Raw genomic sequence first — 14,170 nt, 5'->3', positions numbered from 1 at the left:
GCAAATAGTAGAAACACGGCATTTGTTTGAGCATTTAATCGATGGTTCAATAAGGCTTTGAAATATTTGAAGGTCGACTCATCCTTGAGTCATTTGATAAGAGGCCGCGTACGAGGCGGTTTGACATCCTATCGTTTGGGTGCGCTTGAGTTATCTGTTGGTATTGATGAATCGATAAGGCTCGAAACCTCCTCAATTGGCTCAGCTGTTTTTAATTCGATTTCGACGCGGCGATTCAAGCGTCTTTGTATCTCATTTTCATTATTGTTTAGTGGGCGCGTCTCACCGTAAGCGTGCAGTTGAATATCGGTATTTGTTGACAGGTAATTTTTCAAAGTGGTTAGCACCGATTGAGCCCGCTTTTTTGAGAGTTCAAAGTTGTAGGTTTCACTACCAACTTTATCGGTATGAGCGTGTAGTGCTACCTGTTTTGCGTTGATGGCATTGAAATAATCAGCCCACTGTTGCAGTACTTGACGTTGTTGTTGATCGATGGCGTAGGAATCAAATTCAAAGTGGATATTTTCTTTTGGCATTTCAACAATGACTTCCGGGTTGGAAGGCGTGTCGTTTGCAATTGGTGCTGACAATTCGCTTGCTGATTCGTGAGTGGTTAGCGAAGAACAACCGGTCAAAATGCTAAATGTTGTTATAAGGATTAAAGTGTGTTTATACATCTAACTGCTCCTATTGCTTATCGTTTCTTGATTAATTGTGTGTCTGTTCGAAATAGTCCGCAGCATTTCCCAGTGAATCGTGAAATACAACGTGTCCGTGTTCGTCCTCTGGATGCATAAATTGTGTCACCGTTACCAGCACATCTTTAGAGGCATCGAAGGCTCTATTTTTTATCGAAACGACAGACAAAGAGTTGAAACGTGTGATGACACATAAATAGTTTTTAATTGAGCAAATGCCGTTTAATCGTAAAATGGATTCTATAATTTGGTCTTTTTGCTGCTCATTTTCAACGACGCCAATGACAATAGCCAAATGGCCTTTAATATGTACCTGAACGTGACAATTGTATTGACTGGTTAAATTGGCTTGGTGCATCACTGAATTACCCAAAACAGAATGACTTTAAAGAATGGGAGACGAGCTTTGCCTCCCTATTCGGTTTTCGATTATTGAGCTTCTTTTAAAAATGCCTGAAGTTCGTTTTTGTCTATTTTAGAATTCCTGTCCGTGTCAATTTTTGCAAAGTTGGACTTTAATGTTGGGAATTCGATGGCTTCGTCGGCGCTAATAAATCCATCGGTATTTTTATCGGCTTGAGCAAAGTCTATTGTTTGCTTTTTTTCATCCAGCTTTGCAACTTTATCTCCTGCGGATATACCTACTGCAGCCGTTAAGAACAATGTACTGATCACTAGTTTTTTCATGTCTTTCTCCTTAGGATTTAAGATTGGTTGTATTAAGTGGTTCACGATAATAAAGACACTTTTCGTGCCAAGTTATTAAATTTGATTTAAATCAAATAGTTAGACGTAGGTCAACGCACGTTTTAGTGAGAACTACGAAAATACTCATTCTCAAACTTAAAAAGTGTTGCAAATTAGCAACGCCTTTTGTTTGTTTATTAAAAAAACTATTGAATTCAGTGTGATAGGGTGTTGCCAAATGGAAACATTCACTGGCTAAAACGCCATTTAAATTAAGAGGGGGCTATGAATAAAAGCAAGTTCAAACGGTTGTCTATTTTGCAACGATGGATGATTTCGTTCGCCCTTTCTTTGTTGCCATTATTGATATCGGTTGTATTCGCGATATGGACGATGAATAAACAAAGTCGTCACCAGTATCAAACAGCGCAACAAGCGTTGGCTTTAAATCAAAACAGTTTGGTATTACGTCAAAGTTTGAGTGGTCTGGAACGAGTGGCCCGACAAATTCAAATATTAAAAGACAATGAGTTAATCAAGCTTTTTGACCGGCGAATATCCCAATTTAAAGATCAACAAAGTCGGTTATTGCTCAATGCTGTATTCGATGTTACCTCGTTAAGTCAAGTCTCGATTTTATTCGGCCGCATCAATCAAAATATTGCTGAGATTCGGAAAGCGGTGCAAAACGATCAGACCATTGAACAACACTTGAATGAAAGTTATTCACTCTTTGAACAAATTAATTTGTCGATCGACAAAACCATAGAGACTGGTTTAAGTCAAAGCAAGCAACAATTGAAAGATGCCGAGCTCCTGCTATTGTCGCTCGGAGGACTGGTCATTCCTCTTTCTGCTATTTTAATCTTGATAAGTATACGAACCATTACTGCACCATTGAGTTCTTTGAGTTTAGCGATCAATCAGCTCGGACGAGGTTTATGGGAAAAGCCGATCAAAATAGAAGGTCCTGCAGATTTAACGCTTTTGGGAAAGCGGTTGGAATGGATGCGAAAAAAATTGAGCAGTGGAGAAGAGCAAAAAAAGGTGTTTTTACAGCATGTGACGCATGAACTTAAAACGCCTTTGGCTGCCATTATGGAAGCTTGTTCGTTGCTGCTGGATCAAGTGCCAGGCAAAGTGAACCCACAACAACAACGTGTATTAACTATTTTGCAAACCAATGCGGATAATTTAAACGAGTTGATCCAGCAAATGTTAAGTTTTAATACATTGCTTGTAAAACCCCCTTTACTTTTACAAAGGGTTGAAGTTCGTACCTTTGTGAGTCAAATTATTGACGAATTTTCTCTGGATACTAAGAAAGTTCACTGGATATTGTGTAAGTCTCCGTTGCAAGTAATGAGTGATCCGTCACGTTTATCGATGGTTTTAAAAAACTTGTTAACTAATGCCATTCATTATTCGCGAGAAGAAGTCACAATAGAGGTTGGTTGGGAGTCCATCGATAATGGCTGGTTATTGTTTATTGAAGATAATGGTTTCGGAATTGAGTCAAACGATATAGGCAGTATTTTTGAGCCATTTTATCAGGGAAGGATAAAGCGCAATGGCGCGATTAAAGGCAGCGGAATTGGATTAGCGATTGTGAAGCAGAGTGTTGCATCGTTAAATGGGAATATTTCAGTCCTTTCCCACGTTAATAAGGGGACACGATTTAATATCGAGTTTAACGATGTTCGGGGAGCAAAATGAAGATTTTTAGTATGGTCCTGAGTTTTTTGATATTGCAAGCTTGTGGGGGGCATCGAAACAACGAGCCAAAAGAAAGGCCGGCGTCTTTAAGTCCGATAATGGAGGAGCATCCTCCAAGTTTGGAACGTTTATTGACGCATCGTCAATTTATGTGCTCTCAAACGTTGGAAATACGTCACCAACTGTTAGTAAAGTATAAAAGCACGCTGAATAACGCCATTCAATTAGAACGATTTATTTTATCGACTTGCGAACCAAGCAAAACACCCGGGGTATTAAAAAATGAGATTCAATTGATGAAAGCCAACCCGGTTTGGCCAAAAAGCTACTTGGCACTTCTGCATTTGGTGGAGGATCAGCTCCGAGCAATGGAACGAGTAAGCTTTCATCAACAGAAAATAATAGATGAGCTGAATCGCTCAATTGAAGCATTAACCAGAATTGAACACGCATTAGATTCGAGAGCTCAATAATGTCTGAACGAATTAAGAGTAAAACACCATCTGTTTTAGTGGTCGATGATGATAAAGATCTACTTCAGCTTATTGCAATGCGATTAGAAGCTCAAGGTTATCGAGCACATTGTGCAGAGTCTGGAAAACGGGCCATTGAATTGCTTGAGCAATTGTCTCCTCAAGCGGTCATTTCGGATTTAAAAATGGATGGAATGGATGGATTGGAGTTATTACAAAAGATTCATCGTCTTCGTCCAACTTTACCTGTGATTATATTAACTGCTCATGGTTCCATTCCGGATGCGGTACTCGCTGCACAGCAAGGTGTATTTGCCTTCTTAACGAAGCCCATTAATAAACAAGAGTTGTTCGCAACATTAGAAAGAGCGTGTGAATTAAGCAATATTGCACATGTAGAAAGCTTGAATTGGGCGGAACCTATTTTAACGCGTAGTGCGGCGATGTACGAATTGTTAGAGCGAGCAAAAATGGTCGCTAAAAGTAATGTGAGTGTATTGATATTAGGTGAAAGCGGTACCGGGAAGGAGCTTATGGCTCAGGCCATTCACAATGCGAGTGAACGCAGTAAAAATGCTTTTGTACCCATTAATTGCGGAGCGATACCACCCGACTTACTGGAATCCGAATTGTTTGGTTTTAAAAAGGGCGCATTTACTGGAGCCAATCATGATTTTAAAGGGCTTTTTCTTTCCGCCGATTCTGGAACATTATTTTTGGATGAAATTGGTGACATGCCGTTGGCTTTACAAGTTAAGTTGCTCAGAGTATTGCAAGAAGGGACAATTCGACAACTCGGTGCCACTGAATCTCGGGATATTGATGTTCGCATAATCGCAGCGACTCATCGGCAACTTGAAAACGCTATAAGCGCTGGCGAGTTCAGAGAAGACCTTTATTATCGATTGAATGTGGTGAGCTTGGAAATGCCGCCACTGAGAGAACGACGTGAGGATATTCCCCTATTAGTGAACCACTTTTTAATGCAAAACGCCGAAAAAAACAATCATGAACCTAAACGGTTCGCGAAAGAAGCAATGAAGCTTGTTACCCAATATCATTGGCCTGGTAATATTCGACAGTTACAAAACCTGGTGGAAAAAGTGGTGGCTTTGAGTCCTACGAGAATGATCACTGAATCGTTAGTTCGTTCAAGTTTACCAAGTGAGCAGCAAAGCATCACCCCGTTAACTGAAGCTAAGCAAGAGTTTGAAAAAAATTACGTGAAACATCTGCTTAAAATTACTGGAGGCAATATTTCCGATGCCGCCGCGTTAGCTCAGCGAAACCGATCGGATTTTCACAAGATTATTCGTCGCCATAACATTGATAGCGAACATTATCGTTTGAGTAGTGAAATTTCTTATAGCGACGGTTAAACTAACTCAAATTTATCGTGTATTGTTTTTAACGGTTATGAAGTTCAATGTAGAAGACAAGCCTGGTAATCCGTTACCTCAAGTGAGAAGTCAAGGCGTTGTGAAAAAGTTAAAGCGATTGGGTATCTTTCAGTTAAAGCTGGCAATCGATGCACTGCGCGATATTTTGCTCAGCCCATTATCCATTTTATTGACATTCATGGATGTATTTGAAAAAGATCCTGCGAAGCAAAAGCATTTCGAAAAACTGCTGGCGTTTGGACGCCGCACCGAGCGGCGTATAAACTTATTTAATCAACATGATGGGCGCAGAACACGTGTACATACGGTAGACACTTTAATTGAGCAGGTCGAAGATATTATTGTTAAGGAATATAAAGATGGAGAGCTTTCTGCAAAAGCAAAAGGGGCTTTGGAAAAAACGTTGACAATTGTGAAAAAGCGGCAAAAGAAAAATGCAGAAGAGGATGACTCCTCTTCTGCATCAAGCTGAATTAATTTTTGACTTTTCGGCGCAGTCCGAATAAACCGAGTATAGGCAGTAAAAGCCACAGTGAGCCACTCGAGCTATCTTGGTTGATTAATGTATTGGGCGTTGGGTTTAGATTGGCTGCTGTATCAACCGCTTCATCTATAATTTCAACTCTGGTGATTAATACCAGGTTTTCTTTAACTACGGGTACTTCATTGGTTTTGTCGTCATCCGTATAGTTATCAAGAGGAATTTCGCTTACGGTACCACCAAAGTTAAACACATCAAGCGCAGCTATCGTATCAACACTCGACATACCATCTTCGATAATTTGACCAAATACTGTAAAACCACCGTTTTGAGGATCAAGGCTCTCGCTGTTATCTTCCAGGTTGATATACCATTGGCTGGTGGCACTGTTTGCATCACCACTGATTTTTGCCATGGCAATTGTGCCTCGCACGTTGGAGAAAACAGGTTCATTTTTTACCGCTGGGTTGGTCACTATATTAGCAAGGGGGAGCTCGTCATTTTCAAGGTAAAGACCACCCCCTTGAATTACAAAGCCGGGCACCGAGCGGTGAATGACCGAGTTATTGTATGCGCCGTTATGCACATATTCGAGAAAGTTAGCCACAGTTTCCGGCGTATCTTGATCAAACAAGTTAATACGAAAGTTACCTTGAGTGGTTTGAAACTCAACAATCGTAGCGTGTAGGCTAAGCGAGCTCGTAAATGCGAGCAAACAGAGAAGCAGTCTTGGTTTCATGGTCAGTTTAATGCTGTAGTTTTCGGATAAAGCAAGAAGACTAAAGCAAATAACGAGACAGATCCAGCGCTTATTGCTGAGTGATATTTAGTCAATTCTCGGTATTATTGCCAGAGCAGTTTCCGTTTGTTGGTGTTTAGTGATAATTTGCTGATCCCACTACCTCAACGACAAAAGAATAAGAGGAGTTTTTTTATGCCTATTAGACAATCGGTCATTGCGATATTCATTTTAACTTTTATACCTTTCTCTATTTCGGCAAATGAGCCGACAACTCAAGAGCTCAAAAAAGAAACACCAGTGAAAATTACCAGTTACGATTGGAGTGGCGTTATTCCTAAAGGTCGCCAAGTCATTCTGATAAATCGATATGGCAGCATTCGTTCACGTAATCACAGCGAAGAAAAAGTAATATTTCATGCCACCATTCAAAACATTGGTGAGTTTAAAGCCAAACCGCAGTTTAAAACTCGCACGACCGCACAAGAATTGATTATTGAAGTGGAATACCCGGAAAGCATTGTTGGTAAAAACGGGCAATTAAAAGCGCGAGTGGATATGGCCATATTATTCCCGGACGATGTCAAGATCTATGCTGAAACCGACTTTGGATTAATTAAGATTGATAAAACGGCGAGTGTTGTTTCTGCTTTCAGTAATTCAGGCGATATTAAATTGGCGACGACAGGGTTATTGCATGCGGAGTCGCAAAGTGGGAATGTAACGGTAAAGCTTCGTGGTTTTAAATCGGCTGGCAATGCCATTGTTAAAACACACAGCGGAAAAATAAAGGCTGAAGTGTTCGAAGATATGGATCTGACTTTAACTGCCGACACAGGTGGACAGCTCTTTAGTCAGGGAGAATCAGTAAACAAAAAGCCGTTTCAATTATTGCAGGGCGAGAAAACTTCACAAGTTTTGCTTAATTCAATTAAAGGAAGTATTGCTATTGAAGTGGTTAAACCACCCGAATTAGTGACATCCGTTAAGCCAGTTAGCCGTGATGTTGATATCAGACAACTGCCCATTGTGAAAAAATGGATGCCTGGCGATCCAATAGTTGAACGAGAAGACCGACGTACAAATAATAAATGATTTAATATCGAATGACTAAAATAAAAAGGCGCGAAAAACGCGCCTTTTTATTTTTTTAGATCCTATTTACTGTTATACAACTTTTAGAATAATTTTTAGTAAAGCTGAAGTTACTTCTTATTTTCAATACGAAAGTCACCGTTAGTTTATCCAGATTGGTAATATTACCTGTATATCTCAAGCCGCTCTGTAGTATACCGACATGCGGGGTAGCTATTAAATAATCAAAAAACTTCGGAAGTGGTTCGGCACATAGCCGGAAAAAAGTGACGACGGTGAGTTGCTGATTTGAAGGTTCGATAAAGGCAGTATTAATAGAACGATGTTGCACACCACAGATAGGGTGATGCAAAAGTATTACGTTTTCCCCAATTTCTAATAACTACAATTTACGGGTAAACATATGAAAACAAATACAATCAAGTGGTCGCTTAAAAAAGTGACTGCTGTTTCTTGTTTGTTGGCTACCGCAGGTATTACATCCAGCGTGTTGGCTAAATCTTCCGACCATCAACTTTGGGCCTCGCAAAAAATTGCGCCGAAAAAATTCGATGGTGATTTACGCAGTCTACCTACGGTAAACGATTGGGTACCAGGCATGGATGTTAAAGACATGCCACGTCGACGATTTAACCCTAACTATGTCCAACCTGGGCAACCCAAAAATGCAGTACTCGATAAAAACGATCCTTTGGTTTCCAAACAAATGGATGTAATGTCGAAAGCCACTACGAACAATCGCGTTGTTGAGCAAAATTTCGATGGTGAAGGTTTTACCGGTGTGAACCCTCCAGATCCTACGGGTGATGTTGGTTTGAACTATTACATACAATCGATAAACGGTTCTGGCGGTTCTATTTTTTCTATTTACGATAAAAATACGGGCAATAAAGTAGCCGGTCCTACTGCAATGGATAATTTGGGCAGTGGCAATTGTGCGAGTGGTAAAGGTGATCCCATCGTTCTGTTTGATGAAATGGCACAACGCTGGTTACTTTCAGAGTTTTCATCCAGTGGTAATTACCTTTGCGTGTACGTTTCCAAAACATCTGATCCGGTATCCGGCGGCTGGTATAACTACGCGTTCCAATCTCCGACTTTTCCAGATTATCCTAAGTACGGTGTATGGCATGATGCATACTACGTAGGCACAAACGAAAGCTCACCTACTATGTACGCATTAAATCGTTCGGCGATGTTGGCGGGTAATTCTGCGAATTTTGTTCGATTGACGACATCAAACTTGAGCGGCTTTGGTTTCCAAATGATGACACCTGCGGATTTCGATGGCGCAAATGCACCGGTAGCGGGTACGCCAGGTTACTTCTTACGACATCGGGACGACGAAGTTCATAATTCTAGTAGCAATAATCCTGCTCAAGATTATGTTGAGCTTTGGCAGTTTAATGCCGATTTCAATAACACCAGCAATTCGAGTTTCAGCAAAGTGGCGGATATTGCGGTGGCTGAGTTTGATTCTTCACTGTGTGGTTTAACCTCATTTTCCTGTTTCCCACAAGCGGGTTCTTCTTCTAATTTGGACCCATTGCGTGAAGTGGTAATGTTCCGTGCTCAATATCGTAACTTCGGAAGTTATGAAACGATCGTCGGTAACTTTGTTACGGATGTTAATGGTAATGATCGCGGTGGTATTCGCTGGTTCGAACTTCGTCGCAGTGGTGGTAACTCAGGTAACTGGGCCTTGCATCAAGAAGGAACCTACGCACCCGATAGCAAAAACCGCTGGATGGGTTCCATCGCTATGGATAAAGATGGCAACATCGCTTTAGCTTACAGTTGGGGCAGCAGCTCTGATTATCCAAGCCTTCGATATACCGGTCGTCTGGCCACCGATGCCTCTGGAAGTATGGGGCAACCAGAAACCATTTTGGTAAACGGAACTTCCGGAATTTCCAGTAACCGTTTTGGTGATTATTCTCACCTTGCGCTGGATCCAGTTGACGGCTGTACCTTCTGGTTTACTAATGAGTACGGTAAGTCCAGTGGTCAATGGGGCACACATATTTCCAGCTTTAAATTTGACAGCTGTGGTGGTGATGTGAGTAATCCTCCACCAACGGCTTCATTCACTGAAAGTTGTACCGACTTAAGCTGCAGTTTCAATGCGAGTGCCAGTAGTGACTCAAACGGAAGCATTACCAGTTACAGTTGGAATTTTGGTGATGGTAATACTGGTAGTGGTGTAAACGCTTCACATACGTATGCCAGTTCAGGAAGTTACACCGTGCAATTAACGGTAACCGATAATGAAGGCGCCACGGGTACCACTTCGAAAACGGTAACGGTCAGTGGGCCTGTTGATAATGTGTTGCAAAATGGTGTTGCTAAAACGGGCCTCTCGGGTAGCACTGGTGATACACAGTTCTTTACGATGAGTGTTCCAGAGGGCGCAACGAATCTTAAGTTTGTTATGACAGGTGGTTCGGGTGATGCGGATCTTTATGTTCGTTTTGGATCACAACCCACAACTTCCAGCTATGATTGCCGTCCGTATCTGAATGGAAATGAAGAAACTTGTTCCATCAGTAACGTCCAGGCAGGCACCTATCATGTCATGTTACGTGCTTACAGTTCATACTCGGGAGTGAGTTTAACAGGATCGTTTGATGAGCCTTGTACCGATTGTATCGGTGGTACTTTCACACAAAACGATCTGTCCGGTTCACGACGTTCTTGGCAACATTTCACCGTCGATATTCCTGCCGGTATGTCTTCTTTTACGATTAATATGTCGGGTGGAAGCGGTGACGCTGATTTGTACGTACGCAGAGGTGCGCAACCCACAACGGGTAGCTATGACTGTCGCCCTTATCGTTACGGTAATAATGAGTCCTGTAGCTTTAGTAATCCAACTGCGGGCACTTGGTATATTAGTGTAAGAGGCTACTCCTCTTATTCTGGCGTGGATATCAATGCAGAGTGGAAGCCCTGATCGCGATTCTTTATCTGATCAAATAAAAAGCCCGGTTTAAACCGGGTTTTTTTATTGTAATAAACTTAGTCATCGGATGCGCTACTTGAGAGTAATCAAGCTCTTCCTGATTTAGGACTTGAGTTGGCTATTGTTCATTTGTTAACAAAAGATGGTTCTGAGAATAATGTGAGTGTGTCAGCATTTTCTTACAATTGCGTATTCGCTAGCGCATTGACGAAAGCTGTGAGTTTGATGGAAGATGCGCGCTCATTATTGAGCGAGTATGGGCTCCGCTTTAATATATTGCGGTCACATGGTGATATTCACAAATGGCGATCCCTTGTTCTGCACCTGATTCAAGTTAAAATCCAGCCTATGTAAAACACGTGCTATACAGCATCGATACTTTGAGCTTGGTTTAATCAATGGTTCTCGGATCAAGGTAACAGTGGCACCCGCAGGCTCCCGTTGCCGTACCGAATGCTTAAATTCTTATTTGGCTACTTTTTATGGGATGACTTGATTGCCGCTTCCAACGGCGATCATTCTGAGTCTAATCGGAAAGTCAAACGATTACGTAGGCAAGGTATGAGTCAACTGCGCAGGATACTTTTAATTAAACGGCGTTTACTCGTCGTATTTACTGTCAAGCGAAGTCGTTCGCATCGTTGTCATATTCTGCATCTGAGAGTGAGACTTTAATACCTGAATTGGTGATACAACATGCCTGGTGGGCATTTAAACACGAGCGTCAGCATTGAGCACGTTCACTTTGGTATTCAAATATTAATCAGTCGCACGTTTCAGTTAAAACACTGCGGTCGACATGAGTACCGAAAATAGTTTAGGGGAAGATTTTAATGGGAACTTATTTTATCGCCGGCAGCTTGCTGGTATTGCAATCGTTGGCTTTCGCATCGGAAGAAGCCGTTTTGCAAGTCAAAAACGAACCATCGAAAGAGTCGCAAAGTTCAGGCAATGAAAAAGAAAACCGCATGGTGATTTCAGCGTATCGAGATCCTTTTTTAACACAGGCTCCGGAAACCATTGCCGCGATCAATCTTTCTATTAAAGACACTTCTGTACAGCCCGACGATATTTTAAGTCTGGTTGAAAGTGCGCCCAGTGTCTCAGCCAATGGCCAAGGTGGATTATTTCAAACCTACTCCATCCGCGGTGTAGCCAAACACAGGATCAAGACTTTGGTTAGCGGTGTTCCTATTGTTACTGAGCGCCGCGCCGGGATCTCGGCATCTTTTATTGATCCTATGTTGATCGAATCGATCGATGTTGTCAGTGGTCCGGTTTCTACATTTTATGGAAGTGGTGCACTTGGCGGTGTGGTTAATATTTACCTGCCGCGAAGTGAGCAGTCTTTGGCTCGATTTGGAGTTCAAACTCAAGGAAATGGTCAGTATTTATCGATGCTCTCGGGTAGTGAGAAAACAGATTTTGGGTTTTCGCAAAGAAATATGGGGAAAACTGAGGCGGCAAATGGTCAGGAGTTGAATGACGAATTCCAGTTGACTAACCTTTATTTCAGTCATGAGTGGCAGAGCCAAGGTACCGAATACCGTATTTCGTGGTTGGGCTCGCTAGCGAAAGATATAGGCAAGTCTAATTTACGATACCCGGACAGTCGCATTACGATTTACCCAAAAGAAAAGCATCATTTGCTCAATTTTTCTGCACAAAACAGTAACGGCTGGAGATGGTCGCTGTATTTTCATCCTAATCAATTAACCAGCGATAATATTCGAGTCAACAGTCGTTTAAATCGTACATTCAATCGTTCCAATGATATAGGGGCTAGCTGGCAGCAGCAATGGTTAAATACCAAACAAGCGAGCTGGCAATGGGGTGTTGACTGGTTTGCTCGTCGCGATGTGAAGGCACATGAAAAGCAATGGACTTTTGCTGATAACCGTTTCGAGCATTCGTTGATCCTGACTGGTGGCGAATTGGATGATGTGGGCGTTTTTCTATCCGGACTTATCGAAGCCGGTATCGCAAAGATTCATTTGGGTGCACGTTATAACTGGCAACAACAAAGTGCGATGGCCAGTGGTGCGGTCACCGATGATGCGTTTAGCGGCTTTGCCGGTACGGAACTGAGCTTTAATGACAATTGGCGAGGTTTTGTGAATCTGGCCACTGGGTTTCGGTTTCCCTCATTTACTGAGCGTTTTTTTACTGGCACTACGGCACGTGGCGAAGTCGAAGCGGTAGTCGATCTGGATACGGAACGTTCTTCTAACATTGATTTTGGTTTTCGTTGGGACTTTAAAGGACACCACCTGAGTGTGCGCCGCTTCTTTATGCAAGTGGAAAATTATATTGAACGCATAACGCTGGACTCTGGCAGACAGAGTTATATCAATCTTGATAAAGGAAAAATAAACGGCAGTGAATTGAGTTACCGCTATCGGTTTAACCACTCCAGTTTTGATGCTTCGTATACTCGTTATATGGGTTATGACGAACAAGGTAACTCGCTGTCAGACATTCCCGCTCAAAAATTAAATCTGGGATACGCTAAAGATTGGGGGGATTGGACTTTACAAGGGAATTGGTCTCGTCGCTTTGCAAAGTCAGAGTTTGGAAACGGCGAAGTGGAAAGCCCAGGTTTTGATTTACTATCGTTAAAACTCTCTTGGCAGATGAATGCACAATGGAAACTCGGTTTATCGATAAACAATGTATTGGATGAGCTTTATATTCCCTCAAATGACGATTTAGACACTTTTGCTACTGGGCGTAATATCGGTATCAATTTTGAGTGGAATGATTTTTAGATCAGAAAGCCAACTTTATTAAACTTGATTTTGCAGTTCCGGTAATTGAAGTGCCGTTTGTTAGACAATATCGAGTAATGACATATCGATAATAATTACCTTGGGGATCTGGCACGGATCCCCAATATCCAAAGTTTAAATTTAACGACCGATAGCGTTTGAAAAACCTGAGTCTTTGATCCATTGTTTGATAGCTCTTCGATCCAAGTGGTGCTCGGTAATTTTCGGGACTGTTTCGATCGATGATTCCAAATTGACCGTTTTCTTTTTCAACGAATACTTCTTGCTCTTGATGTGTCTCTTGAAAACAGTTCATGATTAAGCTTTCTGCTTCTAGCTCAGTAAGTTGCTCTATTGGCTTTGATACAGTGGCGGTCTCTTGCTGCTGCGTACAGGCCATTGTTATTAGGGCTATTAAACAGGCCCAAATCCGAAAAGTCATAAATTACCCCAAGCTGACCTATTTAACTGTAGCATTTTTAGTGAAATGAACGAAAAACAATCATTTTTAATGAGTGTCGGGTCTACTTTTAATCAAATTGTTCTATAATTATTCAGCTAAGCGTTAAGTTCAAAAAAAAAGTAAAAAAGTTTCAATTAATGCTTGCCAACCATCAAAACCTCTATATAATGCGCATCCACTTCAGGGGCACAGCCCAAAACACTGAAGTAAAGGCTGGAAAACAAAATGGCTAACTACTTGATAAATAAGTATTTCTTTTTGAGTTTCTGGTTGTTTTGAATGGAAACCTTTTCATTCACAAAAATCGAAAAGATTTTTTAAGAAAAGGTGTTGACAGGGAAATCGAGTGGCGTATAATTCGCGCCCCAACGTTGAGAAACACGTTGAGTTGCAAAGGCGGGTTCCTGGCAACATGTTCTTTAAAAAGAAAGATGAAGTAATCTGTGTGGGCACTCAGAGCGATAAAGTCAATCAACGACATTATCGATTGAGTGACCTGAACTAAAGATTCATTTTGAACTTTGATTCACGAAACCAATCGAGCAAGATTTAGTATCTTCGGATGCGAAACACTTTGAACTGAAGAGTTTGATCATGGCTCAGATTGAACGCTGGCGGCAGGCCTAACACATGCAAGTCGAACGGTAACAGAAAGAGCTTGCTCTTTGCTGACGAGTGGCGGACGGGT

13 protein-coding genes and 1 rRNA gene are annotated in these 14,170 nt (G+C 41.6%); 9 read left to right on the top strand and 5 right to left on the bottom strand.

What is annotated here, in order from left to right; translation table 11 throughout:
• Window positions 1-128 precede the first annotated feature (128 nt).
• From ACTUJY_RS14720 to ACTUJY_RS14710, 3 genes are all read right to left on the bottom strand, one after another.
• The gene (locus ACTUJY_RS14720) at window positions 129-677 is read right to left on the bottom strand and encodes an OmpA family protein (RefSeq protein WP_463616869.1); all 549 of its coding nucleotides are present in this window, start codon (window positions 675-677) and stop codon (window positions 129-131) included.
• 31 nt (window positions 678-708) lie between these two features.
• Window positions 709-1,056, bottom strand: coding sequence for a hypothetical protein (locus tag ACTUJY_RS14715; protein WP_463616868.1), 348 nt, complete (start codon window positions 1,054-1,056; stop codon window positions 709-711).
• 71 nt (window positions 1,057-1,127) lie between these two features.
• Entirely contained in the window at window positions 1,128-1,385 is a 258-nt protein-coding gene (locus tag ACTUJY_RS14710; RefSeq protein ID WP_463616867.1) for an EF-hand domain-containing protein, read from the bottom strand.
• A 285-nt stretch (window positions 1,386-1,670) separates the two neighbouring features.
• Between ACTUJY_RS14710 and ACTUJY_RS14705 the strand changes: the two genes are divergently transcribed.
• The 4 genes from ACTUJY_RS14705 to ACTUJY_RS14690 are packed head-to-tail and all read left to right on the top strand — an operon-like array spanning window position 1,671 to window position 5,446.
• Window positions 1,671-3,101, top strand: coding sequence for a sensor histidine kinase (locus tag ACTUJY_RS14705; RefSeq protein WP_463616866.1), 1,431 nt, complete (start codon window positions 1,671-1,673; stop codon window positions 3,099-3,101).
• Window positions 3,098-3,574, top strand: coding sequence for a hypothetical protein (locus ACTUJY_RS14700; RefSeq protein ID WP_463616865.1), 477 nt, complete (start codon window positions 3,098-3,100; stop codon window positions 3,572-3,574). The genes ACTUJY_RS14705 and ACTUJY_RS14700 overlap by 4 nt, the downstream gene beginning before the upstream one ends.
• Window positions 3,574-4,953, top strand: coding sequence for a sigma 54-interacting transcriptional regulator (locus tag ACTUJY_RS14695; protein ID WP_463616864.1), 1,380 nt, complete (start codon window positions 3,574-3,576; stop codon window positions 4,951-4,953). The genes ACTUJY_RS14700 and ACTUJY_RS14695 overlap by 1 nt, the downstream gene beginning before the upstream one ends.
• Entirely contained in the window at window positions 4,928-5,446 is a 519-nt protein-coding gene (locus tag ACTUJY_RS14690) for a hypothetical protein (RefSeq protein ID WP_463616863.1), read from the top strand. Before ACTUJY_RS14695 ends, ACTUJY_RS14690 begins: the two co-directional genes overlap by 26 nt.
• Before the next feature lies 1 nt (window position 5,447).
• Here the strand turns inward: ACTUJY_RS14690 and ACTUJY_RS14685 are convergent, their stop codons facing one another.
• Window positions 5,448-6,194, bottom strand: a complete 747-nt coding sequence (locus ACTUJY_RS14685) for a peptidylprolyl isomerase (protein ID WP_463616862.1) — start codon at window positions 6,192-6,194, stop codon at window positions 5,448-5,450.
• 195 nt (window positions 6,195-6,389) lie between these two features.
• Between ACTUJY_RS14685 and ACTUJY_RS14680 the strand changes: the two genes are divergently transcribed.
• The 3 genes from ACTUJY_RS14680 (at window position 6,390) to ACTUJY_RS14670 (ending at window position 13,019) form a co-directional block, all read left to right on the top strand.
• Entirely contained in the window at window positions 6,390-7,289 is a 900-nt protein-coding gene (locus ACTUJY_RS14680) for a DUF4097 family beta strand repeat-containing protein (protein ID WP_463616861.1), read from the top strand.
• A gap of 403 nt (window positions 7,290-7,692) precedes the next feature.
• On the top strand, window positions 7,693-10,242 hold the full coding sequence (locus ACTUJY_RS14675; protein WP_463616860.1) for a pre-peptidase C-terminal domain-containing protein: 2,550 nt from the start codon (window positions 7,693-7,695) through the stop codon (window positions 10,240-10,242).
• An 842-nt stretch (window positions 10,243-11,084) separates the two neighbouring features.
• Window positions 11,085-13,019 carry a TonB-dependent receptor gene (locus tag ACTUJY_RS14670; protein ID WP_463616859.1) on the top strand — a complete coding sequence of 645 codons (1,935 nt, stop codon included), beginning with the start codon at window positions 11,085-11,087 and terminating at the stop codon, window positions 13,017-13,019.
• Between the two features lies 1 nt (window position 13,020).
• Here the strand turns inward: ACTUJY_RS14670 and ACTUJY_RS14665 are convergent, their stop codons facing one another.
• Window positions 13,021-13,461 carry a hypothetical protein gene (locus ACTUJY_RS14665; protein WP_463616858.1) on the bottom strand — a complete coding sequence of 147 codons (441 nt, stop codon included), beginning with the start codon at window positions 13,459-13,461 and terminating at the stop codon, window positions 13,021-13,023.
• Between the two features lie 367 nt (window positions 13,462-13,828).
• Between ACTUJY_RS14665 and ACTUJY_RS14660 the strand changes: the two genes are divergently transcribed.
• Window positions 13,829-13,987, top strand: coding sequence for a hypothetical protein (locus tag ACTUJY_RS14660; protein ID WP_463616857.1), 159 nt, complete (start codon window positions 13,829-13,831; stop codon window positions 13,985-13,987).
• Between the two features lie 71 nt (window positions 13,988-14,058).
• Window positions 14,059-14,170, top strand: a 16S ribosomal RNA gene (locus tag ACTUJY_RS14655); the annotation flags it as partial.

The organism is Pleionea sp. WD8-19 (assembly GCF_055326765.1).
Note: the sequence above shows the minus strand (reverse complement) of the source record. Positions and strands in the feature narration are given on the sequence as shown.

Bases quoted from the DNA above. Each gene is read 5' to 3' on its own strand.
- ACTUJY_RS14710 (WP_463616867.1), bottom strand. From the start codon at position 1,385: ATGAAAAAACTAGTGATCAGTACATTGTTCTTAACGGCTGCAGTAGGT.
- ACTUJY_RS14720 (WP_463616869.1), bottom strand. From the start codon at position 677: ATGTATAAACACACTTTAATCCTTATAACAACATTTAGCATTTTGACC.
- ACTUJY_RS14685 (WP_463616862.1), bottom strand. From the start codon at position 6,194: ATGAAACCAAGACTGCTTCTCTGTTTGCTCGCATTTACGAGCTCGCTT.
- ACTUJY_RS14695 (WP_463616864.1), top strand. From the start codon at position 3,574: ATGTCTGAACGAATTAAGAGTAAAACACCATCTGTTTTAGTGGTCGAT.
- ACTUJY_RS14670 (WP_463616859.1), top strand. From the start codon at position 11,085: ATGGGAACTTATTTTATCGCCGGCAGCTTGCTGGTATTGCAATCGTTG.
- ACTUJY_RS14700 (WP_463616865.1), top strand. From the start codon at position 3,098: ATGAAGATTTTTAGTATGGTCCTGAGTTTTTTGATATTGCAAGCTTGT.
- ACTUJY_RS14715 (WP_463616868.1), bottom strand. From the start codon at position 1,056: ATGCACCAAGCCAATTTAACCAGTCAATACAATTGTCACGTTCAGGTA.
- ACTUJY_RS14680 (WP_463616861.1), top strand. From the start codon at position 6,390: ATGCCTATTAGACAATCGGTCATTGCGATATTCATTTTAACTTTTATA.
- ACTUJY_RS14665 (WP_463616858.1), bottom strand. From the start codon at position 13,461: ATGACTTTTCGGATTTGGGCCTGTTTAATAGCCCTAATAACAATGGCC.
- ACTUJY_RS14675 (WP_463616860.1), top strand. From the start codon at position 7,693: ATGAAAACAAATACAATCAAGTGGTCGCTTAAAAAAGTGACTGCTGTT.
- ACTUJY_RS14705 (WP_463616866.1), top strand. From the start codon at position 1,671: ATGAATAAAAGCAAGTTCAAACGGTTGTCTATTTTGCAACGATGGATG.